The organism is Streptomyces sp. NBC_00433 (genome assembly GCA_036015235.1).
Taxonomy (GTDB): Bacteria; Actinomycetota; Actinomycetes; order Streptomycetales; family Streptomycetaceae; genus Actinacidiphila.
Map to the genome: position 1 here is coordinate 2,580,573 of CP107926.1, position 25,664 is coordinate 2,606,236.

Sequence of the window (25,664 nt, forward strand, 5' to 3'; positions counted from 1 at the left end):
GGTGAGCGCTCATCACCTGATAATTGACGTTTTATGGGTACGAATCACCCCTCTTCGCCGTCGACCCCGACAGCTCCCGCGGAGCGGACGGGAGTTGGCCTGCGGCCGCGCCTGCGACCGCGCAAAGCGCCTGCCAGATAGACGATGACCAGGCCGGACAGCGACAATGCAAGCGCCACGAAGAGCGGTTGGGCGGCCGAATGCAGCGCCGCGAGCGCCGCGCGGTCGTCGGCGCGCGAGGCTCCGCTGAGCACCGACCACAACGCGCCGCCCGCGTCGAGGAATTGCCGCCCCGTCCGGCCACCGAGCAGAGCTCGTACGCCCGGTGCCACCAGCAGCGGCACCGACAGGACCGCGGACAGGCCCAGCGCCGTCGTACGGAACGCGCAGGCCGCGAGCACCCCGGTCCAGGCGCATCCGACGGCCAGCGCCGCCCAGCCCGCCGTGGTGGCCGACAGCGCCATCGGGTCCGGGGCGTGGCCGGGCCCGAGGGCCAGCCGCAGCGCGGCGGTGTTCACCAGTGCGGCCAGCGCGGCGAGCACCAGCGCGAGGGCGCCGCTGACCGCGAGCTTGGCGGTGAGCAGCCGTGGCGCCCGGGGCTCGGGGCCGAAGCCGGCGGTCAGCGCGGGGAAGGCGAATTCCTGCCCGTAAGCCAGCGCGCCCAGCGCCCCGGCGCCGACTGCCGCGGCGGGCAGCGGAAACGCCGCGGGCCAGCCTGCCAGCAGCCGGAGCGGGGAGGCGTGTACGGCTCCGGCACGCGCCAGCAGCAGGGCGCCGACCGCGGAGGCGACCAGCGCCGCCGCGACCGTCGGCCAGGGGGTGCGCACCCCGAAGCAGCGGCGCAGTTCGTAGCGCAGCGGGCTGTGGGGCCTCCGCAGCGGCGAGGGCCGGCTCCTGGGGGCGGGACGCGGCTTGGCGTCCTCGTCGTCCCCGTCCCGGTCGGCGTCCTCGGGCCCGGCCGCCGCCGACTCGTCCGCGAGCTGGTGCAGCAGGATGCCGTGCCGGTAGGCGACCTCGCCGACGGCCGCCGATGTGGCGCCGTAGACCGCGATACGGCTGCCGCTGGTCGCGACGACCTCGGCGCCGTCCTCGGCGAGCAGCCCGGCCAGCCGCTCGGCGTACGGCGACCGTACGGCCACGTGCGGGCGCAGCCGGGTGCCGGCGAAGACCGCCGCGGGCTGGTCGGCGACGACCCGGCCGTCCGCGAGCGCGACGACCCGGTCGGCGGTCCTGGCCAGTGCTCCGGGGTCGCGGCCGGTCAGCAGTACGGCGCCGCCGGCGGCCGCGTGGCGGCGTACGAGCGCGTGCACCCAGGCGGCTTCGCGCGGCGGAAGGTCACGCGCCGGGTCGTCGAGGACCAGCGTGTGCGGGTCGGGCAGCAGCGCCACGGCGAAGGCCAGCCTGCGGTCCATGCCGAGCGAGTACGTGCCGAGCCGCCGGTCGGCCACCGCGCCGAGGCCGACGGTCTCCAGCAGGTCGTCGGCGCGCGCGACCCGCAGTCCGTGGGCGGCGCAGAGCATCCGCAGATGTCCGCGCGCGGTCCGGCGGGGGTGCCCGGGGACGTCGCCGAGCACCGCGCCGATCGCGCGGGCCGGCCTGGCCAGTTCGTGCAGCGGGCGGCCGTCGACGAGCGTGGCGCCCCTGCCCGCCTGCAGGCCGAGCAGCAGGCGGACGGCGGTGGACTTGCCCGACCCCGCGGGTCCGAGCAAGCCCGTGACCTCGCCCGGGCGGATGTCGAAGGTGAGGTCGGCGACAGCGGGCGGGGAGCTGCGACGGGGCATGGTGGTCAATCCGATGGCCTGGATCACCCCAGCACCATAACGCCGGAAATGGGGTAAATCGCCCCGCGAACTACACCTCGGGCCGCAGCATCGGGGGATTGAGCAGGGTGGCCCCGCCCGCCCTGAACAACTGTGCGGGGCGGCCGCCCTGACGTGTCGTCGTCCCCCCGGTCGGCACCAGGAAGCCCACCGTGCCGGTCACCTTCCGGTGGAAATTGCGCGGGTCGAGCGCCACGCCCCACACCGCCTCGTAGACCCGGCGCAGCTCCCCCACGGTGAACTCGGGCGGGCAGAAGGCCGTGGCCAGCGACGAATACTCGATCTTGGACCTGGCCCGCTCCACGCCGTCCGACAGGATCCGCGCGTGGTCGAAGGCCAGCGGCGCGGCGTCCACCGGGTGCTCCTGGCCGCCCTCGGCGAGCAGGGTGCCGACCGGCGCCCAGCGCGCGCTGCGCGCGTCCCCGCCGGCCCGCGGCGCGGGCAGATCGGGCGCGAGCACCAGATGGGCGACGCTCACCACCCGCATCCGCGGGTCGCGCTGCGGATCGCCGTAGGTCGCGAGCTGCTCCAGATGGGCACCGCTCTGCGCCCGCAGACCGGTCTCCTCGGCCAACTCGCGCGCCGCGGCCTGCGACAGGTCCTCGTCGGCCCGCACGAAGCCGCCGGGCAGCGCCCATCTCCCCTGATAAGGAGGCTCGCCACGCCGCACCGACAGCGCGCAGAGCGCGTGGTGCCGCACGGTGAGCACGACCAGGTCGACGGTGACGGCGAAGGGCGGAAAGGCCGACGGGTCGTAGGGCGACATGCCGCGATCTTAGTCGTCTGCTTGACGATAATCAGCAGGTTCGACACCTCTCCGCGATCACTTCCCTCCCTCGCCCCCTTCCCTCGTCCCGCCCGCGCGCAGCCGCCCGCCGGGCGCGGGATCCGCGACAAGCCCGCGCCCCCCGTCCGCGTACGGCCGCCAGGGGTTCGGCGGTCGCGCTGCGTGCGGCACTCCCGAGGAACGGCCTGCCGCGCGCCCTGGTCACGGGCCGTCTACGGTTCCTGAACGTAAGACGTCGTCCGCGCCGCCCCGGGATTCCGCGGAGCCGCAGAGAAGAGGCAGCATGCCCGTCCACCGCCAGCCCGGCACCGTCGTCACCGACCACCGCGTCCAGGTGCCGCTCGACCACGAGGAGCCCGACGGCGAGCACATCGAGGTCTTCGCGCGGGAGGTGGTGGCGGCGGGCAAGGCCTCCGACCGGCTGCCGTGGCTGCTGTTCCTCCAGGGCGGCCCCGGCAACCGCAGCCCGCGTCCGCTGGGCAGGGACGGCTGGCTGGAGCGCGCCCTGGACGACTACCGCGTGCTGCTGCTCGACCAGCGCGGCACGGGACTGTCCACCCCGGCGAACCGCCGGACGCTGCCCGTACGCGGCGACGCCGCGGCCCAGGCGGCTTACCTCTCCCATTTCCGAGCCGACGCGATCGTGCGGGACTGCGAGGCCGTCCGGCGCCGGCTGCTCGGCGAGGACGAGCCGTGGAGCGTGCTCGGCCAGAGCTTCGGCGGCTTCTGCGCCGTCAACTACCTGTCCTACGCGCCCGATGCCCTCAGCGAGGTGCTGATCACCGGCGGCCTGCCGGGGCTGCGGACGACTCCCGAGGACGTCTACCGAGCGGCCTACCCGCGGATCGAGCGGAAGAACACGGCGCACTACGCCCGCTACCCCGAGGACGTCGCGGCGGTCAGGGACATCGTCCGCCACCTGCGCGACCAGCCGGCCGAGCTTCCCGGCGGCGGTGTGCTCACCCCGCGCGCCTTCCAGTCCCTCGGCCTGATGCTGGGCTCCGGCACCGGGTCGCACGTCCTGCACTACCTGGTCGAGGACGCCTTCGTCACCGGCCCCGCAGGACGCGTCCTGTCCGACTCCTTCCTCACCCAGGTACAGGGACACCTCTCCTTCGCCGGCGGCCCGCTCTACGCCGTGCTGCACGAGGCGTCCTACGGTCAGAGGTCCGTCTCCGCCCGGGGGACCCAGTGGGCGGCCGAGACCGTCAGGCGCGATTTCCCCGCTTTCGACGCGGACATCGCGCTGGACGGCGAGGGTCCGGTGCTCTTCACCGGCGAGACGATCCACCCGTGGATGTTCGAGACCGACCCGGCGCTTGCACCACTGCGCGAGACGGCCGAACTTCTGGCGCAGCGCGAGGAGTGGCCGGACCTCTACGACCCGGACCGGCTGGCGCACAACAAAGTGCCCGTCGTGGCCGCCGTCTACCACGACGACATGTACGTCGACACGGCGGATTCGCTTCGAACCGCGCGGGCGATCCGGGGCCTGCGGACCTGGGTCACCGACGAATACGAGCACGACGGCCTCCGAGTGAGCGGCGGCCAGGTCCTCGACCGGCTGGTCCGGATGGTCCGCGGCGAACTGTAGCCGCCTCCATGATCCTTCTGCGCCGGGCGCTCCGCAGCGTGCGCCTGACCATGTCGGGGTCCAGTCCCTGCCCGACCGCGTGCTGCAGCAGGCGGGCGAAGGTGCAGTGCGGTTCCAGGTCGAGGGCCGCGCACAGGGCGACGCGCGCCTCCGCCTCGTCGCCCGAGCACCAGGCGACCCAGCCGGTCAGCGCGAGCAGTGCGGCCGCGTGCTCCGCGTAAGGCCCCGCGCAGCGCCTGGCCAGCGCCCGCCACAGCCGGATCGCCGCACCGGCCCTGGCCGGGTCCGACCACTCCACGACCCGGTCGCGCGCCGCGTTGTCCTGAAAGCCGAGGATCATCTCCGCGGCCTCGTCGTGGCCGAGAAGCGCGTCGTCCCGGCTGTCGGACCGCGCCGGGTCGCTGATCAGCGGCGCGGTCCTGAAGGCGTCCAGCGCGCCGCGCGCGAGTTCGACCGTGCGCTCCGTGACCGCGGCGGCGGCGCTCCGGTCGAGCATGCGCGGCACGAGTCGGGCGCAGGCCAGGTCGAGCGCGGTCTCGTGGGTGGGATCGCGCGGCTCGACCGGCCGCAGCCGGGACTCCAGGTCGCGCAGCGACATCGGCATCCGGATGCCGATGTACGCCGCCGCGGCGGCGATCGCGGACCCGCCGGGCTCCGCGAGCGGCACACCCTCTTCCGCGGCGGGCGCGGCGCCGTCGGACTCCGGCCGGCAGTACGACCACCATCGGCCGCCCGAGACGCACAGCGCCTCGATCACCGGAACATCCATTTCACCGCAGGCGATGCGCAGTTGCTGGGCAAGCGGCCGCAGCCGCTCCACCACCTCGGAGGACCGCTCGCCCGCGCGCGGATCCTGGCAGAGGAAGGCGACGACGGACGACGGACGGCTGCCGCGCCGCAGACTCCCGGTCACCAGGCAGTCCGCGAGCTGACGGGCGAGATCCGCCCACTGCGCCTGGTCCTGCGGGTCGTTGGCCAGCCCGACCCGCAGCCTGCCGCCGACGCGGCCCTGCTCGCCGTGCAGGGCCAGGAGGACGACGCTGTCGTCAGGTCGGTATCCCATCAGAAACGGTAGGGCGTCGGCGAGTTCGGCAGGGCCGTGCAGGACGACCTTCGTCTCGCCCGCCGACGATGATGACTCTCCGTGCTGAGTCTGGTTGCTCTGTGTCATGATCCGAGGATCCCGCAGGCGGAACGCTTCCCGCCAGACCCCCTCAAAACCTGTGGATAACTCTGGATCCCGAGTTATCCACAGGTCGGTTAGCGGGGTTGACACTCCGCCGGTCGCCTCGACGGGCCAACACCCCCTCCAGAGCGCCCTGCCGCCGCCCCGCGGTGTGTGTTGCGGCACTTTCCGGCTGCTGGCGCGGCGTCAGTGGGATGGGCGGCGAACCCGCTTCCCGCGCAGGTCAGAGGGAGCGCGCCGACGCCCCGGGGCGGCCGCATGCGGACGGCGGGCCCGCGGCGCTCAGGAGGCGCCGCGAAGGCGGGCCACTTAGTATTGGCCGGCTTGTCTTGCTTTGGTACCGACTGCGGCGCCCCGGGAGGGGCGGTCGTCGCACGGCCCCAGAGCCGGGTGCAGGGCCCCGGACGGGCGACGAGGGACGAGGAGCGCATGAATCTGAAGGTGCAGAGCGACCCGCTGCGGGACGTGGAGCTGCTGATCGGCGGCATCGGTGCCGTCGGCGACGCCGCCCACATCGCCGACACCGCCGCCATCGGCGAGCCCGCCGGCACGGCCGCGGCCGAGCAGCCGGGCATGCCCGGCGCCCGTTTCTCGGGGCGCCCGGCCGCCGGGCCGCGGACGCTGGTGGACGTGCTCGACGCGACCGTCCTCGCCCACCCGCACGAGCCGGCGCTGGACGACGGCAGCGCCGCGCTGACGTACCGGGCGCTGGCCGCCGAGGTCGACGTGCTGCGGCGGAAGCTGGCGGCGGCCGGGATCGGCGCGGGCGACCGGGTGGGCGTCCGGGTGCCCTCGGGCAGCAACGACCTCTACGTGTCCGTCCTGGCCGTGCTCGCGGCGGGTGCCGCGTATGTGCCGGTGGACGCCGAGGACCCCGACGAGCGGGCGGAGTTGGTGTTCGGCGAGGCGGCCGTGGCGGCCGTACTGGGCGCCGGCCGCAGCCTGACCGTGACCGGCCGGCGCGACGGCCGTGGCGCCGCCCGCCGCCCCTCCCCCGACGACGACGCCTGGATCATCTTCACCTCGGGCTCCACCGGCCGCCCCAAGGGCGTGGCCGTCACCCACCGCAATGCGGCGGCCTTCGTGGACGCCGAGGCCGCGCTGTTCCTGCCGGACGAGCCGATCGGTCCCGGCGACCGCGTGATGGCGAGCCTGTCGGTGGCGTTCGACGCGTCGTGCGAGGAGATGTGGCTGGCCTGGCGCAGCGGCGCCTGCCTGGTGCCGGTGCCGCGCTCGCAGGTGCGCGGCGGCAGCGATCTCGGCCCCTGGCTGACCGAGCAGGAGATCACCGTGGTGTCCACGGTGCCGACACTCGCCGCGCTGTGGCCGGCCGAGGCGCTCAACGAGGTGCGGCTGCTGATCTTCGGCGGAGAGGCATGCCCGCCCGAGCTGGTCGAGCGCCTGGTCACCGAGGGGCGCGAGGTCTGGAACACCTACGGCCCGACCGAGGCCACCGTCGTCGCCTGCGCGGCGCTGCTGACCGGCGAGGGGCCGGTGCGCATCGGCCTGCCGCTGGACGGCTGGGAGCTGGCCGTGGTGGACGAGGCGGGCGAGCCCGTGCCCATGGGCGGCAACGGCCACCTCATCATCGGCGGCGTCGGCCTCGCCCGGTATCTGGACGCCGGCAAGGACGCGGAGAAATACGCGCCCCTGGAGTCGCTCGGCTGGCAGCGCGCCTACCGCAGCGGCGACCTCGTCAAGGCGGAGCCCGAAGGACTGGTCTTCCTCGGCCGGGCCGACGAGCAGGTCAAGCTCGGCGGCCGGCGGATCGAGCTGGGCGAGGTGGACGCCGCCCTCCAGGCGCTGCCCGGCGTCGCGGGCGCCGCCGCCGCCGTACGCACGACCCGGCGCGGCAATCAGGTGCTGGTCGGCTACGTGGTGGCCGGTGACGGCTGGGACCGGGCCGCCGCCGTGGCCGAGCTGTCTGCGAAGCTCCCTGCCGCCTTGGTGCCGCTGCTGGCGGCCGTGGACACGCTGCCGACCCGCACGTCCGGCAAGGTGGACCGCGCCGCGCTGCCCTGGCCGCTGCCGGAGTCCGCGGCACCGGTCGCCGGCCAGGAGGCCGCGGAGCCGCTGCACGGCACCGAGGCGTGGGTGGCCGAGCAGTGGACCGAGGTCCTCGGGGTGCCGGTGCTCGGGGCGCGCGACGACTTCTTCACGGTCGGCGGCAGCAGCCTCGCCGCCGCCCAGCTCACCACCCTGCTGCGGACCCGCTTCCCCTCGGTCGCCGTGGTCGACGTCTACCAGGCGCCCACCGTGCGCAAGCTGGCGCGCATGCTCGACCGCTCGGTGCGCGACGACCGGCCGGCCAGGGAGATCGCGCCCGTACCGACCCGCGCCAAGGCCGTACAGCTGCTCGCCCTGCTCCCGCTGTACGCGCTGTCCGGACTGCGCTGGACGACCGGGCTGCTGGCCCTGGGCGACATCCTGGCCCGTACCGGCCACTACCCGTGGGCGCCGACCGCGTCCTGGTGGCTGGTCGGGGCCGCCGCGCTGCTGCTCTTCAGCCCGCCCGGCAGGCTGGCGCTGGCCGCGGCCGGGGCGCGGCTGCTGCTGCTCGGACTGAAGCCGGGCAGCTATCCGCGTGGCGGCGGCGTCCACCTGCGGCTGTGGGCAGCCGAGCGGCTGGCCGAGGCCACCGGGGCGACCTCCCTGTCCGGCGCCTGGCTGATCCGCTACGGCCGTGCGCTCGGCGCCCGTATCGCCGCCGACGTGGACCTGCACTCGCTGCCGCCCGTCACCGGCATGCTCAGGCTCGGCAAGGGCTGCGCGGTGGAGGCCGAGGTCGACCTGTGCGGCTACTGGCTCGACGGCGACCGGCTGGAGGTCGGCCCGGTGAAGGTCGGCTCCGGCGCAGTGGTCGGTACGCGCAGCACATTGCTGCCCGGTGCCAGGATCGGCAAGCGGTCGCAGATCGCGGCCGGGTCCAGCGTCACCGGCCAGGTGCCCACCGGCCAGCGCTGGGCGGGCGCGCCCGCGGTCAAGGTCGGCCGGGCCGAGCGGCGCTGGCCCAAGCAGCGCCCTGCCCGCCGGGCCCGCTGGGAGGCGGCTTACGGCGCCAGCGGTGTGGGCCTCGCGCTGCTGCCGCTGGTGGCAGGGCTGGCCGCCCTGGCCGTCGCGGGCGCCCTGGTGCCCACCGACAGCGGCCTGGCGGACGCGGTACGCGGCGCGCTCGTCGCACTGGTGCCCGCCACCCTGGCCTTCGGCCTGGCCTACGCGGCGCTGCTGCTGGCCGCCGTACGGCTGCTGAGCCTCGGCCTGCGCCCCGGCTGGCACCCGCTGCACAGCCGGGTGGGCTGGCAGTCCTGGACGGTGATCCAGCTGATGGACGCGGCCCGCGACATGCTCTTCCCGCTCTACGCGGGCCTGATCACCCCTGTATGGCTGCGCGCGCTCGGCATGAAGGTCGGCAGCGGGGCCGAGGTCTCCACGGTGCTGGCGATCCCCAGCCTCACCACCGTCGGCAATGGCGCCTTCCTCGCCGACGACGTGCTGGTCGCGCCCTACCAGCTCGGCGGCGGCTGGCTGCGGATCGGCGCCGCCGAGATCGGCGAGCGCGCCTTCCTCGGCAATTCCGGCATGACCGCGCCGGGGCGTGCCGTCCCGGACCGCGGCCTGGTGGGTGTGCTGTCGGCCACGCCGAAGAAGGCCAAGAAGGGCCGTTCCTACCTCGGCATGCCGCCGGTGCGGCTGCCGCGTACCGCGGACGACGGCGTCGAGAGCCTGACGTACGAGCCGCCCGCGCGGCTGGTGTGGGCGCGCGGGCTGGTCGAGGTCTGCCGGCTGGTGCCGGTGCTGGCCTCCGCCGCGCTGGCCGTGCTGGTCCTCGCGGTGCTGGCGCGGACCGGGCCGCTGGCGATGGCGCTGCTGTCCGGTCCTGTGCTGCTCGCCGCCGGCGGAGTGGCTGCCGTGGTGTCGATCGCCGCGAAGTGGCTGCTGGTCGGCCGCTTCCGGGCCGTGGAGCGCCCGCTGTGGAGCGGCTTCGTATGGCGCAACGAGCTGGCCGACACCTTTGTGGAGGTGCTGGCGGTGCCGTGGCTGGTCGGGGCGGTGCCGGGCACGCCGGTGATGAATCTGTGGCTGCGCGGTCTCGGCGCGAGGATCGGCCGGGGCGTGTGGTGCGAGAGCTACTGGCTGCCCGAGGCCGACCTGGTCACCCTGGAGGACGGGGTGAGCGTGAACCGCGGCTGCGTGCTCCAGACCCACCTGTTCCACGACCGGATCATGCGGATGGATACGGTGGTGCTCCGTGCGGGAGCGACCCTCGGTCCGGGCGGCATCGTGCTGCCGGGCAGCGAGATCGGGGCCCGCAGCACACTGGGTCCCGCGTCGCTGGTGATGCGGGCCGAGTCCATCCCGGCGGACAGCCGCTGGCTGGGCAATCCCGCGGAGGCATGGCACGACGGGGAGCCGGGAACGGAAGAGGCGTGACGGAGCGGCCGGACGTGGCCCGTTCCGGTGAAGTTGCAGCTTGGGTTTGACGGTTCGGGTTTGACGGCCCGGACTCGGCGAAGGATGAGGCACGGCTCTCCGCGACGCGGTCCGTCCTGCGAACACGAGGGAGCGAAGGACCGTTGAGCCACAAGCGAGCGCCGGAGGCGGACCGGTATTTCCCCGCGCACGGCGACATCCGCTACCGCGTCCACCGCTACGAGCTGGCCCTGGACTACCGCCCCGCGTCCAACCGGCTGCGCGGGACGGCCCGGCTCAGTGCGGTGGCAGGCGGCGCCGCGCTGCGCGACTTCGTCCTCGACCTGGCCGACTTCCGGCTCCAGCGGGTCGTGGTCGACGGCCGGCCCGCACACTACTCCCACCGCGCGGGGCGGCTGCGGGTCCGCCCCGCGAAGGCGGTGGAGGCGGGCGCGGCCTTCACCGTCGAGGTGCACTACACCGGGAATCCGCAGCCCATTGCCAGCCAGTGGGGCGGACTGGGCTGGGAGGAACTGACCGACGGCGCGCTGGTGGCGAGCCAGCCGGTGGGGGCGCCGTCGTGGTATCCGTGCAACGACCGGCCCGCGGACAAGGCCTCCTACCAGGTCTCGGTCACCGCCCCGTCGGCGTACACCGTGGTCGTCGGGGGCTCCTTGCTGTCCAGGACCACCAGGGCGAGCAGCACCACGTGGGTCTACGAGCAGCCGGCGCCGACCTCCAGCTATCTGGTGACCGTCTCGATCGGCCGTTACGAGGCCGTGCGGCTGGTGGGCGGCGGCTCGGTGTTCGCGCCGCGCCGCCCGGTGCCGCAGACCGGATACGTACCGGCTGGGCGGCGCGAGGAGTTCGCCGTCGACTTCGGGCGGCAGACCCGCATGATGGACTTCTTCGAGGACGTCTTCGGGCCGTATCCGTTCGGCGAGTACACGGTGGTGGTGGCCGACGAGGAACTGGACGTGCCGGTCGAGGCGCAGGGCCTGGCCACCTTCGGTACGAACCATCTGGGCGGACGGCGCCGGTCGGAGCGGCTGGTCGCGCACGAGCTGGCCCACCAGTGGTTCGGCAACAGCCTCTCCATCGGCGACTGGCGGCACATCTGGCTCAACGAGGGTTTCGCCAAATACGCCGAGTGGCTGTGGTCCGAGCACACCGGCGGCCCGCCCGCGGCCGCGCTCGCCGCCAACGCCTACGACGGGCTGGCCCGGCTGCCGCAGGACCTGACGCTCGGCGACCCGGGCCGCCGGCTGATGTTCGACGACCGGCTCTACCAGCGTGGCGGCCTGGCGGTGCACGCGCTGCGCCGCGCCCTGGGCGAGGGCCCGTTCTTCCGCATGCTCAAGGGCTGGACGGCGGTGCACCGGCACGGCGTGGTGACCACGGCCGGCCTCGCGGCGCATGCCGCGCAGTACGCCTCCCGCCCGCTGGACCCGGTCTTCGACGCGTGGGTGCACCGGGCGGCGCTGCCGCCGATCGACTGACACGCCCCAGGGGGCTCCGGCAGGGCAAGGGCGGGCTACCCCGCCAGGGCGAGGACCAGCGGCAGCACCTGGTCGGCGCCGGCCTGGCGCAGGAGGCGCGCGCCGACGGCCAGGGTCCAGCCGGAGTCGCTGTAGTCGTCCACGAGCAGGACAGGGCCGGGGGTGGCGGCCAGGGCGGCGGAGACGTCGTCAGGCACCGTGAACGAAGCGACCAGAGCACGCAGCCGCTGGGCGGAATTGCTGCGGTGCGCGGCATATTCCTCGGCCTGCGGGGTGTAGGCGAGGCTGCCGAGCAGCGGGAGCCTGCCGACCCGGGCGAGCCCTCCCGCCAGGGAGGAGACGAGTTGCGGCCGGGTGCGCGACGGCATGGCGACGACGCCGACCGGGCGTGCCTGCGCGTCGGGAGCGCCGCCGGCCCAGCCGCCCGGCGAGCGCGCCCAGTCGGCCACCACCGTCACCACGGCGGTCAGTACGTCGTCCGGGACCGGGCCGTCCGGCGCCGACTCGGACAGCAGCGGGCGCAGCCGGTTGCCCCAGCCGATGTCCGACAGCCTTCCCAGCGCACGCCCGGTGGCCGCCTGCTGGCCGGCGGGGATGCGGCCTTTGAGGTCGACGCCGACCGCGGCCATGCCGGTGGGCCACATGCGGCGCGGCTCGACCTCGATGCCCGGACGGTCCAACTCGCCGGCCGCGCCGGCAAGGGCGCCGGAAGTGACGGCGGCATCGAGCCAGGGCCCAGCGCAGTTGTCGCAGCGGCCGCAGGGTGCCGCCTTCTCGTCGTCGAGCTGCTGTTGCAGGAATTCCATCCGGCACCCGGTGGTCGCCACGTAGTCCCGCATGGCCTGCTGCTCCGCCGCGCGCTGGCGGGCCACCCACGCGTAGCGCTCCGCGTCGTACGCCCACGGCTGCCCGGTGGCGGTCCAGCCGCCCTTCACGCGCTTGACCGCCCCGTCCACGTCGAGGACCTTCAGCATCGTCTCCAGGCGCGAGCGCCGGAGGTCCACCAGCGGCTCCAGCGCCGGCAGCGACAAGGGACGGCCGGCCTCCTCCAGCACGGCAAGCGTGCGCCGCACCTGCTCCTCGGGCGGGAAGCCCACCGAGGCGAAATACCGCCAGATCGCCTCGTCCTCCCGGCCCGGCAGCAGCAGCACGTCCGCATGGTCCACGCCGCGCCCCGCACGCCCCACCTGCTGGTAGTAGGCGATGGGGGACGAGGGCGACCCCAGGTGCACGACGAACCCCAGGTCGGGCTTGTCGAAACCCATCCCCAGCGCCGAGGTCGCCACCAGCGCCTTCACCCGGTTGGCCAGCAGGTCCTCCTCCGCCTGCAACCGGTCGGCGTTCTCCGTCTTGCCCGTGTAGGAGGCCACCGGATAGCCGCGCTGCCGCAGGAAGGCCGCGACCTCCTCGGCTGCGGCCACCGTCAGCGTGTAGATGATCCCCGAGCCCGGCAGATCCCCCAGCCGCTCCCCCAGCCATGCCAGCCGGTGCGCGGCGTCCGGCAGCTGCAGCACCCCGAGCCGCAGGCTCTTGCGGTCCAGCGGCCCGCGCAGCACCAGGGCGTCCCCGCTGCCCGTCCCCAGCTGCTCGGCCACATCCTCGGTCACCCGGGCGTTCGCCGTCGCCGTGGTGGCCAGCACCGGCACTCCGGCCGGCAGCTCGGCCAGCATGGTGCGCAGCCGGCGGTAGTCGGGCCGGAAGTCGTGGCCCCAGTCGGAAATGCAGTGCGCCTCGTCGACCACCAGCAGGCCGGTGGTGGCCGCGAGCTTCGGCAGCACATGGTCACGGCAATCGACGGAGTTGAGGCGTTCAGGACTTACCAGGAGAACGTCGGTCTCGCCGCGCTCCACCTCCGCGTGGATGGCCTCCCACTCCTCCGGGTTCGCCGAGTTGATGGTCCGCGCCCGGATGCCGGCGCGCGCCGCCGCCTCGACCTGGTTGCGCATCAGCGCCAGCAGCGGGGAGATGATCACCGTGGGACCCGAGCCGCGCCGCCGCAGCAGAGCGGTGGCCACGAAATACACCGCGGACTTGCCCCAGCCGGTGCGCTGCACGACCAGCGCCCGCCGGTGCTCCTCCACCAGGGCCGCCACCGCCTGCCACTGGTCCTCGCGCAGCCGCGCGGAACCACTCGGGTCGCGGACGAGTTCAGCGAGGACGGTATCGGCTTCGGCGCGCAACTCCAGGTTGTCCATGCCCCCATGCAACCCGATGGCAAGGACAATCCACCACTTCACCCCGCCAGGGACCCCGACTTCCCCGATCGGAGGCCACCCGGCGCGTACGGTCACTGCACGCATCGTGCGCACCAGTGCCGGAGTGGATTGAAGCTGTGAAGGCGGAAACGCGGATCCTGCCTCCTGCCGTCGGTTCTCGGACGGTGGCCGACCACGGGCTGTCACCGCCCTCCCGCTGCGCAGGGCCGGCGCTTGCGCGGCGTTCCCGCTGGTCCTGGCGGTAAGGGAGCGCGGGGCCCAGGGGACGCGCCGTGGCCGGGATCTATCAGACGGACGGGACCATTCCGGTCTTGGCCGCCAATTGCCCGTTGCCGCAGGGCAATACGAGGGGAAGAATTGGACACGGATCCCCGAACGGCTCTCCGAGCCCCTGACCGGCGCACGCCCGCGGCCGGTCCACGGGTGCATCCGTGAAGGGAGGACCGTGACCATCGGCTTCGTTCCGGAGACGTCCTCCGCCATCACCTCCCCGGCGTCACGCACGCTGGAGCCGGCCGAGTGGACCGACATCGGCGTCCCACTGCTCGCGAGCCCGCGTGACGTGGTCAAGGACCTGCACGCAAGGCATCTGCCGGCGCCGTCGACCGCGGTGGTCGCGGTCTACGACCCGGACGGACGGATACGGGCGAGCGCCTCCTTCGCCGTCCGCGGCGGGATCGTGGACGGCTGGGAGCGCCGCAATGCGCTGCTGTCCCACCTGCGCCGCGTCATCCCGCACGACCTGCGGCTGCGCCGGCCCGTGCGCACCGCTGTGCTGATGATCTGCCGCGAGGGGTCGCCGGGCTGGACCCCGGAGGACGGGGCCTGGATGTGGGGGCTGCGGGACGCCTGCACGTTGCACGGGCTGCGCTGCGGCTCGTATGTGACGCTCACCGCAGGGGGATGGCACGTCATCGGCGAGAATCGCGCCGGGCGTACGCCGAATTCGGCCTCGTGGTCCCGCACCAGGACCGACCATCCGCCGCCGGTTGCCGCCAACGGCGCACCGCCGACGCTGCGGCACGCCTCCGCGCACTGAGCCGCGCCGGGCGGGAGGTCCCCGCCCGGCGCCGGCTCAGGCGCTGGCGCCCAGCGCGCTGTTGATACGGGCCGGGTCCCCGCACACGATCAGCAGCACGCCGGCCCGGGCCAGCGCCGTAGCCAGGGCCCGCGGCAGCGTGTCGTCGCTGCCGCCGTTGAGCGCCACGACCACGACGGGCCTGCCGATGGCACGCGATGCGGTGATGTCGGCGTAGAAGACGTCGTCGGCCGCGTCGTGCTGCGCCCAGTAGGACGCCTCACCGAAGCTCAGTTCGTGGACGGCCCAAGGGTGCTGGTCGCCGGTGGTGAGCACCAGGATCTCGCCCGGCGAGCGGCCGGTGTCCAGCAGCAGGTCGACGGCCTCCTCGGCCGCGTCGAGCGCGCCCTCGGCCGGGGCGGGGATCAGCTGGATCTGTGCGGCTTCCGTGGTGGCGGACCCGCGCTGAGCGGGCACCGCCGCGGCAGCGGCCCGGGCCGACTGGTTCGCAGCCGTGGGACCGGTGGCGCCGATCTGGCCGGTTCCCGCGTGGGCGGGACCCGAGCCGACGGTGGCGACTGCCCTCGGCGGCGCCGGCCGCGGCGCGGCGGGCCGGGGCGGGCCGGGGACAGGACGGGGGGTCGACGCACTCCGGCCGCTGGTCGGAGCAGTGCGAGGACCCGGGACGCTCTCGTGAATCTGAGGCTCCTCGGGGGTGAGAGGCATGAGTTGATGTCTATCAAATGCGCACCGAATGCGCAGCGGCGGGTGGGTGCTGGATCAGAAATCGAAACCGAGTTGTTCCCCTGAGTCGTCCGGATTGCGCACCTTCTTCAGGTGCTGCCAGCGCGGCATCGAGTCCAGGTACGACCACGACATCCGGTGCAGCGGTGTCGGCCCCAGCTCCTCAAGTGCCGAGCGGTGCACGGGCGAGGGGTAGCCCGCGTTGTCGCCGAAAGCGAACGGGGCGTAGTCCGCGCCGATTTCGGCCATCTCGCCGTCGCGCCGCACCTTGGCGATGACCGAGGCGGCGGCGACCGACACGCACGACATGTCGCCCTTGATCACCGTCCTGACCTGCCACGGCCCGCCGCCGCCGAGGTAGTTGTGCTTGCCGTCGAGTATGACCGCCTCCGGCGGCTCGGGCAGCCCGTCGAGGGCGCGCAGCGCCGCGAGCCGCAGGGCGGCCGTCATGCCCAGCTCGTCGATCTCCTCCGGGGACGCCTGGCCGAGCGCGTAGGAGGTGACCCAGCCGGCCAGCAGGGCTGCCAGCCGGGTGCGGCGCCTGGGGGTGATCAGCTTGGAGTCGGTGAGGCCTTCCGGCGGGCGGCGCAGACCCGTGACGGCGGCGCAGACGGTGACCGGTCCGGCCCAGGCGCCGCGCCCCACCTCGTCGATGCCTGCGACGGTCTTCACGCCGAGCGTGGCACGCATCGAGCGCTCGACGGTGTGGGTGGGTGGTTGGTACGCCATGGCGGGGACCAGCCTACTCGCCGGTCGCCCGCCGCTTCCACGGGCCGATCAGGACACCGCGGCCCAGTCGGGCAGTGCTTCGGTCCGCTCGGTCCATGCGGGCGGCGGTCCGCCGCCCGGCCGTGCCGCGACGATGCCGCCCACGATCGCGCAGGTCGTGTCGACATCGCCGCCCGCCTTCGCGGTGGTCCAGAACGCCTGCTCGTAGTTTCCGAGGTGGCGTGCGGCCGACCAGAGGGCGAAGGGCACGGTGTCATGGGCGCTGGTCCTGCGGCCGCAGCCGAGCACCGCGGCGACGGTGGCGACGTCGGCGTAGTCGAGCATGTCCCGGGCCCGGCGGATACCCGCCTGGACGGCGCTGCGCGGCACGATGTCGAGGACCGCGCCGAGCAGCTCGGAGGGGTCCTGCGGGCCGGCGGGGTCGGCGGCGAGCGCCGCCGCGGCGGCCACCGCCATGGCTCCGGCGACGGCCTCGCGGTGCTGGTGGGTGGTGTACGCCGAAATCTCGGCCTGGTGGCTGGCCTGGACGGGGTCTCCGGCGTACCAGGCGCCGAGCGGGGCCACCCGCATCGCGGCGCCGTTGCCCCAGGAACCCTGCCCGTTGAAGAGCCCGGCCGCCAGTTCCCGCCAGTCGGCGCCCTCCTGGCGGACGAGCCGCATCATGCGGTTGACGGCGGGGCCGTAGCCCCGGTCGAAGTCGTGGTGCTCGGCGAAGGACAGCGCGAGCGCGTCCTGGTCGATGCGGCCGTGGCGGGCGAGGACGGCCAGCACGGAGCAGGCCATCTCGGTGTCGTCGGTCCACTGCCAGGTGCCTGGCGGCAGTTCGCCGCTCTGCAGTGCGCTGTAGTGGGCCGGGACGAAGAACTGCGAGCCGAGGGCGTCGCCCACGGCAAGGCCTCGGAGGCTGGTGAGGGCGCGGGAGAGTCGCGCGGAGTGGGTGGTGTGAGCCGTCATGTCGTCGGAAACTCTGGCATCGTGCCTGTTTCGGGTCAATCTCCTTGTGCCGAAACTCACCCGTAGCTGCCGCCGGGCGGGCCCGGCGTGCGCCAGCGTTCGAACGGCCGGTCCATGACGTAGCGGCCGGACGGGCCGAGCAGCAGGGTGCGCGTCTCGGCGTTGTCCGGGTTGGACAGGGCCTCGAACTCCTCGACGGTCCAGTGGAACCAGCGCATGCAGAACAGCCGCATGGTGAGCCCGTGGGTGACGATCAGGACGTTCGTCGGGAAGTCCTCGTTGTCGAAGGCGCGGTAGAGGGTTTCCAGGAACGATCCGACCCGGTCGTAGACGTCGGCGCCGCTCTCCCCCATGGCGAAGCGGTAGAAGAAGTGGCCGTAGGCGTCACGCGCCTTGCGCTGCCGCTGGATGTCCTCGATGTCCTGCCAGTTGCCCCAGTCCTGCTCCCTGAGCCGAGGCTCCTCCTTGGCCCGGGTCAGGCGGGGGTCCAGGCGTAGCGCGCGATAGGTGTTCCAGGTGCGGCGGTAGGGGGACACGAAGGCCTGCACCCGCTCGTCGCCGAACAGCTGGCGCAGCCGCTCGCCGGCCTCGACGGCCTGGCGCATGCCGGTGGCGGTGAGTTCCAGGGCGTGGTCGGGCACCCGCGCGTAGATGGTGTCGTCCCTGTTGCCCTGGGACTCGCCGTGTCGGATCAGCACGATGCGGCGAGGGCGTCCCATGGTGATCAGCCTATGGTGCGACCGGTTCAGCGGCTCGCCGGGACCGCCGACCAGGTCGCACACAGTGCCGCGTGTCGGGGCCGCCGCACGTCGGGCGCTCTGGTCAGCGCCTGGCCCCGGCAGGCCCCGCTATGAGGTGGTCCGACAATTCCCGCAGCTTTCGCCGGGCCTCCGGGTCGTACGCCTGCCGGTCGGCGCGCGCCTCGTCGAGTCCGTTGAAATAGCGCCCGCTTCCGGGATCCGCGGCATTGATGAGCCGCAGCGTCGCCGTACCGCCCTCCTCGACGGTGCTCCACGGGCTGATGCCGACCTCACGCACCATCGCCGTGTCCATGAATGTGGCCGGGTGCAGCGCGTCCACCGTGACCCCCGTCCCGCGCAATTCCTCCGCGAGGTCGAAGGTGAACATGATCTGGGCGAGTTTGCTCTGGGAATACGCCCGCATCGCGTCGTAACCCGCGGCCAGCATCGGGTCGGCGAAGTCGACGGCATGCTGCCCGGCCGAGGCGACATTGACGATCCGGGACGGCGCGGACCCGATGAGCAGCGGCAGCAGCCGGCGCGTGAGCCGATATCCGGCCAGGTAATTCACCGCGAACCTGCGCTCGATCCCGAATGCGTCGACCTGCCGCCGCCCGCCGGGGGAGGCGCCGCCGATCCCCGCGTTGTTCACCAGCACATCGAGCCGGTCGGTGCGGGCGGCCACCTCGTCGGCCAGCCGGTCGACCTCGGGCAGCTCGGCGAGGTCGGCGAGCAGCACCTCGGCCCGGTCCTCACCGGTGGCCTCCCGCACCTCGCCGCACACCTCCTCCGCGCGCTTCGCGTCCCGACCGTGGATCAGGACCCGGTCGCCCGCCTCGGCAAGGCGCAGGGCCAGCCAGCGGCCCATTCCGTCGGTGGAGCCGGTGATCAGTACGGTCCGCCGACCGGCCCCGGTCACAGGGCCTCGGGCCGCAGGCGCGACCCGCCGTCGACAGAGAGCACCACTCCGGTAGTGAAGGTCGCGCCGATCAGATACCCGATCGCCCCGGCGATGTCCTCCGGGCGCCCCACCCGTCCGGCGGGAGCGGTCGCCGCGAAGCCGTCGAAGGTCTGCTGCCGGGCCTCGGCGTCCATCCAGTCCCACCACGGGGTGTCGATGATCCCCGGCGACACCGCGTTGACCCGTATCGGCGCCAGTTCGACGGCCAGGACCGGGACCATCGCCTCGACGGCCGCGTTGACCGCGGCGAGTCCGGCCGTGCCGGGCCGCGCCGCGCCGGCCGAGCCCGCCGTGACGAAGGTGATCGTGCCACCGGGGCGCAGCGCCTTCAGCGCCGCTTGGGCGGCGATGGCCTGGGCCACCAGCTTGCCTTCCGCCGCGGCCCGCAGGTCGGCGATCGGCAGGTCGCCGAAGGGACCCGCGGCGGTGCTGCCGGTCACGGCCACCACCACATGGTCCACCCGGTCGAGCCCGGCGAAGAAGTCATGGGTGGCCGTCTCGTCCAGCGCGTCCAGCGACACGCCGGACGCGCCCTTCCCGAGCCGCGCGAGAGCGGCGTCCAGCCTGCTCTTGTCCCGGCCGGTGACGATCACCTCGCGGCCGGCCCGCAACTGCTCCTCCGCGGTGGCCAGGCCGATTCCCGATGTGCCGCCGATGACGACGACGCGTTCTGTCGATGCGGGCATTGCGCTCCCCCATTACGAGACATGCTGACTCGTTAAGAATATGCGAGACATCCTGCCTTGTAAAGTGACCTCATGGACGAGACACCCGCGCGTGGCAGACCCCGCAGCGAGACGGCCAGACGCGCCGTGCTCGACGCGGCGCTGGAGCTGTGCCAGAGCGGCGGCTACCAGGGGCTGACGATGAAAGGCATCGCGGAGACCGCGGGAGTCGGCCGGCAGACCGTCTACCGCTGGTGGCCCGCGAAGCAGGACGTGCTGATCGACGCCCTGCGGGACCTCGGGCTGCGCAAGGCGGAGCACCTGGACCCCGAGACCGGCGACACGCTGCGCGACGTTCGCACGCTGCTCGACGCCACCTTCACGCTCACCACCTCCCTGACCGGCGAGGCGCTGGTCGGGCTGATGGCCGAGGCGCAGCACGACCCGGCGCTGTCGCACCGACTGCAGGCGACCGTCATCGGCCCGCGGCGCCAGGCACTGCGGGCGCTGCTGGCCCGCGGCGTGGCGGACGGCGCGCTCTCCGACGAGGCCGCCTCGCTCGACCTCGCCGTCGACTTCGCCTTCGGGACCATGTGGTATCGGCTGATCAGCCAGCACGCCCCGGTGGACACCGGACTGGCCGAGCAGATCACCGCGGCGCTCGCGACGCTGCTACGGCCTGCCACCGCGTGAGGGCGCCGCGGCGCTCACACCGTCCACGCCTGCACGACGTCGACCACGTCACCCGCGACGGACAGCACATCGCCGTCGAGGTCGGCCCGCTCCGACAGCCGGGCGACCGCCCCCTCGCGGTATTTGCCGTGCTCGGTGGCGGAATTCCACGCCGAAAGCACCACGAAGTCGTCTTCCGCACCCTGCGCGAAGACGCCGCGCAGCATGCCGGGTGAGCCTGCCATCGCGGGATTCCAGACGCGTTCCTGCATCTGGACGAAGTGGTCGACGCGCTCGGGGCGCACCTTGCACAGCGCCACCCGCAGCAGGTCGGCGTCGGAGAAGCGCGGCTCGAAGCCGACCTTCACGTCCAGCCTGGTGGTGAATATCCGCGCCGCCAGCATCTCGAACGTGCCGGCCTGCGTCGCCGCCAGGGCGTCGTGCGGCCCCGCCATGAAGGCGTCGTAGGAGGCCTTCCCGTCCCAGAAGGCGAAGAGGTGCGCCACACCGGGCTGGGAGCGGCTCCAGCCGCCGCCCTGTCCGTGGAAACCCGGCTGCTCCCTGAGCGCCGCCCATCTGCGCTGCCCCCGGTCGAACCCGGCCTGCTCGAGGACGCCGCAGCGTATCCACTTCACCAACACCGCGCCATCGTAGTGGCGCGGAGGCCGGAGATCGTCCCCGCCCGCGAGACCGGTCCCCGCCGGGCGCACACAGCGGTGGGGAGCGGGCCCGAAGGCCCGCTCCCCACCGCTGCTATTTGCCGGTCAGCCGGTCGACACCGCGGTCAGCTGCAGCCGCTGGTCGAGCCGCAGCCCTCGCACAGGTAGCAGCTGCCCGCGCGGCGCATCTTGGTGCCGCAGGAGAAGCACAGCGGAGCGTCGGCGTTGAGGCCGAGCTGGATCTCCAGCAGCTCCGTGGAATTGTGCGCCTCCTTGGGCGCCGGGGTGGCCGCGGGAGGCTTGGCCACGGTCAGTGGCGTGCGGGGCTCGACCTGCCGCGGTGCGGACTGGGCCAGGCCCTCCACGTCCACGTCGTCGTCGCCGGCCTCGTAGGAGCCGGTGTCGAGGTGCCGCTGCCGCTCGTCGGCGGAGTGGATGCCGAGCGCCGATCGGGTCTCGAAGGGCAGGAAGTCCAGCGCCAGGCGGCGGAAGATGTAGTCGACGATCGACTGCGCCATCCGCACGTCCGGGTCGTCCGTGAGTCCGGCCGGCTCGAAGCGCATGTTCGTGAACTTCGAGACGTAGGTCTCCAGCGGGACGCCGTACTGCATGCCCACCGAGACGGCGATGGAGAAGGCGTCCATCATGCCGGCGAGGGTGGAGCCCTGCTTGGACATCTTCAGGAAGACCTCGCCCAGACCGTCGTCCGGGTACGAGTTCGCCGTCATGTAGCCCTCGGCGCCACCGACGGTGAAGGACGTGGTGATGCCGGGACGCCCCTTGGGCAGGCGCTTGCGCACCGGGCGGTACTCGACGACCTTCTCGACCTGCGCGGGCGCCTGTGCCGCCTTCTCGGCCTTCGCCCCGTCCTTCTTCTTGGCCGAGAGCGGCTGGCCGACCTTGCAGTTGTCGCGGTAGATCGCCAGCGCCTTCAGGCCGAGCTTCCAGCCCTCGTAGTAGACCTCCTCGACCTCCTCGACGGTGGCCGTCTCCGGCAGGTTCACCGTCTTGGAGATGGCGCCGGACAGGAAGGGCTGGGCGGCGGCCATCATGCGCACGTGGCCCATGGCGGAGATCGCGCGCTCGCCCATGGCGCAGTCGAAGACCTCGTAGTGCTCGTGCTTGAGGCCGGGCGCGTCGATCACGTTGCCGTGCTCGGCGATGTGGGCGACGATCGCCTCGACCTGCTCGGGCTGGTAGCCGAGCCTGCGCAGCGACGTCGGGACCGTGTTGTTCACGATCTGCATCGAGCCGCCGCCGACGAGCTTCTTGAACTTCACCAGGGCCAGGTCGGGTTCGACACCCGTGGTGTCGCAGTCCATCATCAGGCCGATCGTGCCGGTGGGCGCGAGGACCGAGGCCTGCGCATTGCGGAAGCCGTTCTTCTCGCCGAGCCGGATGACGTCCTGCCACGCCTCGGTCGCCGCGGCCCATACCGGGGTGTCCAGGTCGTCGACCCTGCGGGCGGCGCCGTTGGCGTCCGAGTGCTGCCTCATGACGCGCTTGTGGGCGTCGGCATTGCGGGCGTAGCCGTCGTAGGCGCCGACGACCGCGGCCAGTTCCGCGGACCGCCGGTAGGACGTACCGGTCATCAGGGAGGTGATGGCACCGGCGAGACCGCGGCCGCCGTCGGAGTCGTACGCGTGACCGGTCGCCATGAGCAGTGCGCCCAGGTTGGCGTATCCGATGCCCAGCTGGCGGAAGGCGCGGGTGGTCTCGCCGATCTTCTCGGTCGGGAAGTCGGCGAAGGAGATGGAGATGTCCATCGCGGTGATGACCAGCTCGACGACCTTCGCGAAGCGCTCCGCGTCGAAGGACTGGTTGCCCTCGCCGTCGTCGCGCAGGAACTTCAGCAGGTTCAGCGAGGCCAGGTTGCAGCTGGAGTTGTCCAGGTGCATGTACTCACTGCACGGGTTGGACGCCGTGATCCGGCCCGTCTCCGGCGAAGTGTGCCAGTGGTTGATCGTGTCGTCGTACTGGATGCCCGGGTCGGCGCACGCCCAGGCCGCCTCGGCCAGCTTGCGGAACAGCGACCGCGCGTCGACCTCCTCGATGACGTCGCCGGTCATCCTGGCGCGCAGGCCGAACGGCGCCCCCGCCTCGTACGCCTTCATGAACTCGTCGTTGACCCGCACCGAGTTGTTGGCGTTCTGGTACTGGACGGACGTGATGTCGTCGCCGCCCAGGTCCATGTCGAAGCCCGCGTCACGCAGGGCGCGGATCTTCTCCTCCTCCTTGACCTTCGTCTCGATGAAGGCCTCGACGTCCGGGTGGTCGACGTCCAGGACGACCATCTTGGCGGCGCGGCGGGTGGCACCGCCCGACTTGATGGTGCCCGCGGACGCGTCGGCGCCGCGCATGAAGGAGACCGGCCCCGAGGCGTTGCCGCCCGAGGAGAGCAGTTCCTTGGAGGAGCGGATGCGGGACAGGTTCAGGCCTGCGCCAGAGCCGCCCTTGAAGATCATGCCCTCTTCCTTGTACCAGTCGAGGATCGACTCCATGGAGTCGTCGACGGACAGGATGAAGCACGCCGAGACCTGCTGGGGCTGAGCGGTGCCGACGTTGAACCAGACCGGCGAGTTGAAGCTGAAGACCTGGTGCAGCAGCGCGTAGGTCAGCTCGTGCTCGAAGACCTCGGCCTCGTCGGGGGAACCGAAGTAGCCGTGCTTCTCGCCCGCCTTGCGGTAGGTGAGCACCACCCGGTCGATCAGCTGCTTCAGGCTCTTCTCGCGCTGCGGGCTGCCCACCGCGCCGCGGAAGTACTTGCTGGTGACGATGTTGACCGCGTTCACCGACCAGAAGTCGGGGAACTCGACGCCACGCTGCTCGAAGTTGATCGAACCGTCGCGCCAGTTGGTCATGACGACGTCACGGTGCTCCCAGACCACTTCGTCGTACGGATGCACGCCGGGGGTGGTGTGGATGCGCTCCATGCGCAGGCCCTTGCTCGTCTTGGACCCCTTGGTGCGGGAACCGCGTGCCGGGCCGCTCGTCGTCTCTGTCATTCCGCCTCCCTATACGGGCGAAAACGCCCTGATGTGCGCGGTTCTTCCCGCAGCACGGTGTTGTCCACGGCCGGCGCGCGTCGCGCTCCGGCGGAAAATCTGTGTCCTGCGCGCCGCTCAGTCGGCGGCGGATGCGGGCGCGGGGACACCGAGGTCCTCGTCGAGCCCGCCAGGAGTGGTGGGTGGCAACTGCTCGCGCAGCTCCGTGATGGCCCTCTCGAAGTCCTCGAGCGAGTCGAAGGCGCGGTAGACCGAGGCGAACCGCAGGTAGGCGACGAGGTCGAGGTCCTGGAGCGGACCGAGTATGGCCAGTCCCACGTCGTGGGTCGACAGCTCCGCGCTGCCGGTGGCCCTGACCGCCTCCTCGACCCGCTGCCCGAGCTGGGCGAGGGCGTCCTCGGTGACGGGACGGCCCTGGCAAGCCTTGCGCACGCCGGCGATCACCTTGCCGCGGCTGAACGGTTCCGTGACGCCGCTGCGCTTGATCACCATCAGTGACGCGGTCTCCACGGTGGTGAACCGGCGACCGCAGTCGGGACACTGGCGACGCCGGCGGATCGAGGCACCGTCATCGGTGGTGCGGCTGTCGACGACACGGCTGTCCGGGTGACGGCAGAAGGGGCAGTGCATCGTTCCTACTCCCTCCCTCACTCCATGGTGAGCGCGCGACAAGACCGCTTCCGCGGTGTCGTGCGACCCCGTGAAGCAGCCCCAAGCATAGGTGACGGCCACTGCGTTGGACCCGCCGGGGTCCCTGTCGGACCACTACCCGTGGGGGCCGGGCCCTATCCAACCACTAGATGTGGTGGAGTGGATTCAAGCGGCTCATCGCGCGTGTCGCAAGTCGCCGACCGTACGCGACCGCGTCCGCTCCGTGTCCCGGCGCCGGAGGGTCGCCGGTGACACACTGGGGTTCGGCGCCGCCGGAGCGTCACACCGGACGCCGGGTCGGGCGGGGGCGGCCGTTACGCGGCGGACACAGGGGTCGAACTTCCATTCGATCAATACACCCGGTACCTTGATCACGTCAGCGGATTTATGCAAATTCACTCGAACGTGTGTTTGGCGCAACCTTTCGAAACCCACTACCGTTGTACTAACTGCCCGCGGCTGCGAAGCGGGCCTCCCGCAGTTCATGCGGTGGGAGAACATCTCGAAAGGGGCCGCCGTGACCACCGCCGCAGAGAGCGCCACAGCGACATTGACCGCCCATGACCGCTCCCCGGATCGAATCGGCCCGTTGGACGTGATGAACGAAGAGAACAGCCCGAAGCCCGCGCGCTCACTTCCCGGACGGCCCCCGGGTATTCGCGCCGACAGCTCCGGCCTCACCGAACGCCAGCGCAGGGTCATCGAAGTCATCAGGGATTCGGTCCAGCGCCGCGGATACCCCCCGTCCATGCGGGAAATCGGCCAGGCCGTGGGCCTGTCCAGTACGTCGTCGGTCGCTCATCAGCTGATGGCACTGGAGCGCAAGGGCTTCCTGCGCCGTGACCCGCACCGCCCCCGGGCGTACGAGGTGCGTGCCTCAGACGCGGGGCACCCCCAGCCCACCGACACCTCGGGCAAGCCGTCGGCCTCCTACGTACCGCTGGTCGGCCGGATCGCGGCGGGCGGGCCGATCCTCGCCGAGGAGTCGGTCGAGGACGTCTTCCCGCTGCCCCGGCAACTCGTCGGCGACGGCGAGCTGTTCGTGCTCAAGGTCGTCGGTGACTCGATGATCGAGGCCGCCATCTGCGACGGCGACTGGGTCACCGTCCGCCGCCAGCCGGTCGCCGAGAACGGCGACATCGTCGCCGCCATGCTCGACGGCGAGGCCACGGTGAAGCGCTTCAAGCGGGACAACGGGCATGTGTGGCTGCTGCCGCACAATGCCGCCTACCAGCCCATCCCCGGCGACGAGGCCACCATCCTCGGCAAGGTCGTCGCGGTCCTGCGCAGGGTCTGACCCCGCGGATGGTCCGAGCGCCCCGGAAACCGTACGACGGTTCCGGGGCGGACTCGT

General features: G+C 72.7%; 19 protein-coding genes. 6 read left to right on the plus strand and 13 right to left on the minus strand.

Features of this window, described 5'->3' with window-relative positions; all coding sequences use genetic code 11:
* Window positions 1-44: 44 nt before the first annotated feature.
* Window positions 45-1,808 (minus strand): ATP-binding cassette domain-containing protein, encoded by a 1,764-nt coding sequence (locus OG900_10670; GenBank protein ID WUH90510.1) that lies wholly within the window; start codon window positions 1,806-1,808, stop codon window positions 45-47.
* A 43-nt stretch (window positions 1,809-1,851) separates the two neighbouring features.
* Window positions 1,852-2,586: an NUDIX hydrolase gene (locus tag OG900_10675; GenBank protein WUH90511.1), complete on the minus strand. Its 735-nt coding sequence runs from the start codon at window positions 2,584-2,586 to the stop codon at window positions 1,852-1,854.
* Window positions 2,587-2,890: 304 nt separating this feature from the next.
* Between OG900_10675 and OG900_10680 the strand changes: the two genes are divergently transcribed.
* Window positions 2,891-4,201: an alpha/beta hydrolase gene (locus tag OG900_10680; protein WUH90512.1), complete on the plus strand. Its 1,311-nt coding sequence runs from the start codon at window positions 2,891-2,893 to the stop codon at window positions 4,199-4,201.
* Here OG900_10680 and OG900_10685 read toward each other — a convergent pair.
* Complete coding sequence (locus OG900_10685) at window positions 4,113-5,372, minus strand: DUF4192 domain-containing protein (protein WUH90513.1); 1,260 nt, start codon at window positions 5,370-5,372, stop codon at window positions 4,113-4,115. The two genes, OG900_10680 and OG900_10685, sit on opposite strands and share 89 nt — an antisense overlap.
* 588 nt (window positions 5,373-5,960) lie before the next feature.
* On the opposite strand from OG900_10685, the gene OG900_10690 reads away from it, so the two are divergent.
* Together OG900_10690 and OG900_10695 are read left to right on the plus strand one after the other, a co-directional pair.
* Window positions 5,961-9,818 carry an amino acid adenylation domain-containing protein gene (locus tag OG900_10690; GenBank protein WUH95701.1) on the plus strand — a complete coding sequence of 1,286 codons (3,858 nt, stop codon included), beginning with the start codon at window positions 5,961-5,963 and terminating at the stop codon, window positions 9,816-9,818.
* Window positions 9,819-9,961: 143 nt separating this feature from the next.
* A complete protein-coding gene (locus tag OG900_10695) occupies window positions 9,962-11,296 on the plus strand; it encodes a M1 family metallopeptidase (protein WUH90514.1) in 1,335 nt (444 codons plus the stop codon).
* A 35-nt stretch (window positions 11,297-11,331) separates the two neighbouring features.
* Here the strand turns inward: OG900_10695 and OG900_10700 are convergent, their stop codons facing one another.
* On the minus strand, window positions 11,332-13,491 hold the full coding sequence (locus OG900_10700; protein WUH90515.1) for a RecQ family ATP-dependent DNA helicase: 2,160 nt from the start codon (window positions 13,489-13,491) through the stop codon (window positions 11,332-11,334).
* A gap of 466 nt (window positions 13,492-13,957) precedes the next feature.
* On the opposite strand from OG900_10700, the gene OG900_10705 reads away from it, so the two are divergent.
* Window positions 13,958-14,551, plus strand: a complete 594-nt coding sequence (locus tag OG900_10705) for a hypothetical protein (GenBank protein ID WUH90516.1) — start codon at window positions 13,958-13,960, stop codon at window positions 14,549-14,551.
* 36 nt (window positions 14,552-14,587) lie between these two features.
* Here OG900_10705 and OG900_10710 read toward each other — a convergent pair whose 3' ends face one another.
* The 6 genes from OG900_10710 to OG900_10735 all read right to left on the minus strand — a co-directional run bounded on the left by OG900_10710 (window position 14,588) and on the right by OG900_10735 (window position 19,344).
* On the minus strand, window positions 14,588-15,256 hold the full coding sequence (locus OG900_10710) for a hypothetical protein (protein WUH90517.1): 669 nt from the start codon (window positions 15,254-15,256) through the stop codon (window positions 14,588-14,590).
* A gap of 54 nt (window positions 15,257-15,310) precedes the next feature.
* Window positions 15,311-16,003: a ribonuclease HII gene (locus OG900_10715; protein ID WUH90518.1), complete on the minus strand. Its 693-nt coding sequence runs from the start codon at window positions 16,001-16,003 to the stop codon at window positions 15,311-15,313.
* 48 nt (window positions 16,004-16,051) lie between these two features.
* Window positions 16,052-16,957: an ADP-ribosylglycohydrolase family protein gene (locus OG900_10720; GenBank protein ID WUH90519.1), complete on the minus strand. Its 906-nt coding sequence runs from the start codon at window positions 16,955-16,957 to the stop codon at window positions 16,052-16,054.
* Window positions 16,958-17,013: 56 nt separating this feature from the next.
* A complete protein-coding gene (locus OG900_10725) occupies window positions 17,014-17,676 on the minus strand; it encodes a histidine phosphatase family protein (GenBank protein ID WUH90520.1) in 663 nt (220 codons plus the stop codon).
* A 103-nt stretch (window positions 17,677-17,779) separates the two neighbouring features.
* Window positions 17,780-18,616, minus strand: coding sequence for an SDR family NAD(P)-dependent oxidoreductase (locus tag OG900_10730; protein WUH90521.1), 837 nt, complete (start codon window positions 18,614-18,616; stop codon window positions 17,780-17,782).
* The gene (locus OG900_10735; GenBank protein ID WUH90522.1) at window positions 18,613-19,344 is read right to left on the minus strand and encodes an SDR family oxidoreductase; all 732 of its coding nucleotides are present in this window, start codon (window positions 19,342-19,344) and stop codon (window positions 18,613-18,615) included. Before OG900_10735 ends, OG900_10730 begins: the two co-directional genes overlap by 4 nt.
* A 72-nt stretch (window positions 19,345-19,416) precedes the next feature.
* On the opposite strand from OG900_10735, the gene OG900_10740 reads away from it, so the two are divergent.
* Window positions 19,417-20,016 (plus strand): TetR/AcrR family transcriptional regulator, encoded by a 600-nt coding sequence (locus OG900_10740; GenBank protein WUH90523.1) that lies wholly within the window; start codon window positions 19,417-19,419, stop codon window positions 20,014-20,016.
* Window positions 20,017-20,030: 14 nt separating this feature from the next.
* On the opposite strand, the gene OG900_10745 is transcribed toward OG900_10740, so the two are convergent.
* The 3 genes from OG900_10745 to nrdR all read right to left on the minus strand — a co-directional run bounded on the left by OG900_10745 (window position 20,031) and on the right by nrdR (window position 24,289).
* Complete coding sequence (locus OG900_10745; protein WUH90524.1) at window positions 20,031-20,636, minus strand: YdbC family protein; 606 nt, start codon at window positions 20,634-20,636, stop codon at window positions 20,031-20,033.
* Window positions 20,637-20,779: 143 nt separating this feature from the next.
* A complete protein-coding gene (locus OG900_10750; protein WUH90525.1) occupies window positions 20,780-23,659 on the minus strand; it encodes a vitamin B12-dependent ribonucleotide reductase in 2,880 nt (959 codons plus the stop codon).
* Between the two features lie 117 nt (window positions 23,660-23,776).
* Complete coding sequence (nrdR, locus tag OG900_10755) at window positions 23,777-24,289, minus strand: transcriptional regulator NrdR (GenBank protein WUH90526.1); 513 nt, start codon at window positions 24,287-24,289, stop codon at window positions 23,777-23,779.
* A 538-nt stretch (window positions 24,290-24,827) separates the two neighbouring features.
* On the opposite strand from nrdR, the gene lexA reads away from it, so the two are divergent.
* Complete coding sequence (lexA, locus tag OG900_10760) at window positions 24,828-25,607, plus strand: transcriptional repressor LexA (protein WUH90527.1); 780 nt, start codon at window positions 24,828-24,830, stop codon at window positions 25,605-25,607.
* Window positions 25,608-25,664 lie beyond the last annotated feature (57 nt).

Bases quoted from the DNA above. Each gene is read 5' to 3' on its own strand.
- OG900_10675 (WUH90511.1), bottom strand. From the start codon at position 2,586: ATGTCGCCCTACGACCCGTCGGCCTTTCCGCCCTTCGCCGTCACCGTC.
- OG900_10680 (WUH90512.1), top strand. From the start codon at position 2,891: ATGCCCGTCCACCGCCAGCCCGGCACCGTCGTCACCGACCACCGCGTC.
- OG900_10685 (WUH90513.1), bottom strand. From the start codon at position 5,372: ATGACACAGAGCAACCAGACTCAGCACGGAGAGTCATCATCGTCGGCG.
- OG900_10690 (WUH95701.1), top strand. From the start codon at position 5,961: ATGCCCGGCGCCCGTTTCTCGGGGCGCCCGGCCGCCGGGCCGCGGACG.
- OG900_10700 (WUH90515.1), bottom strand. From the start codon at position 13,491: ATGGACAACCTGGAGTTGCGCGCCGAAGCCGATACCGTCCTCGCTGAA.
- OG900_10710 (WUH90517.1), bottom strand. From the start codon at position 15,256: ATGCCTCTCACCCCCGAGGAGCCTCAGATTCACGAGAGCGTCCCGGGT.
- OG900_10715 (WUH90518.1), bottom strand. From the start codon at position 16,003: ATGGCGTACCAACCACCCACCCACACCGTCGAGCGCTCGATGCGTGCC.
- OG900_10720 (WUH90519.1), bottom strand. From the start codon at position 16,957: ATGACGGCTCACACCACCCACTCCGCGCGACTCTCCCGCGCCCTCACC.
- OG900_10725 (WUH90520.1), bottom strand. From the start codon at position 17,676: ATGGGACGCCCTCGCCGCATCGTGCTGATCCGACACGGCGAGTCCCAG.
- OG900_10735 (WUH90522.1), bottom strand. From the start codon at position 19,344: ATGCCCGCATCGACAGAACGCGTCGTCGTCATCGGCGGCACATCGGGA.
- OG900_10740 (WUH90523.1), top strand. From the start codon at position 19,417: ATGGACGAGACACCCGCGCGTGGCAGACCCCGCAGCGAGACGGCCAGA.
- OG900_10750 (WUH90525.1), bottom strand. From the start codon at position 23,659: ATGACAGAGACGACGAGCGGCCCGGCACGCGGTTCCCGCACCAAGGGG.
- nrdR (WUH90526.1), bottom strand. From the start codon at position 24,289: ATGCACTGCCCCTTCTGCCGTCACCCGGACAGCCGTGTCGTCGACAGC.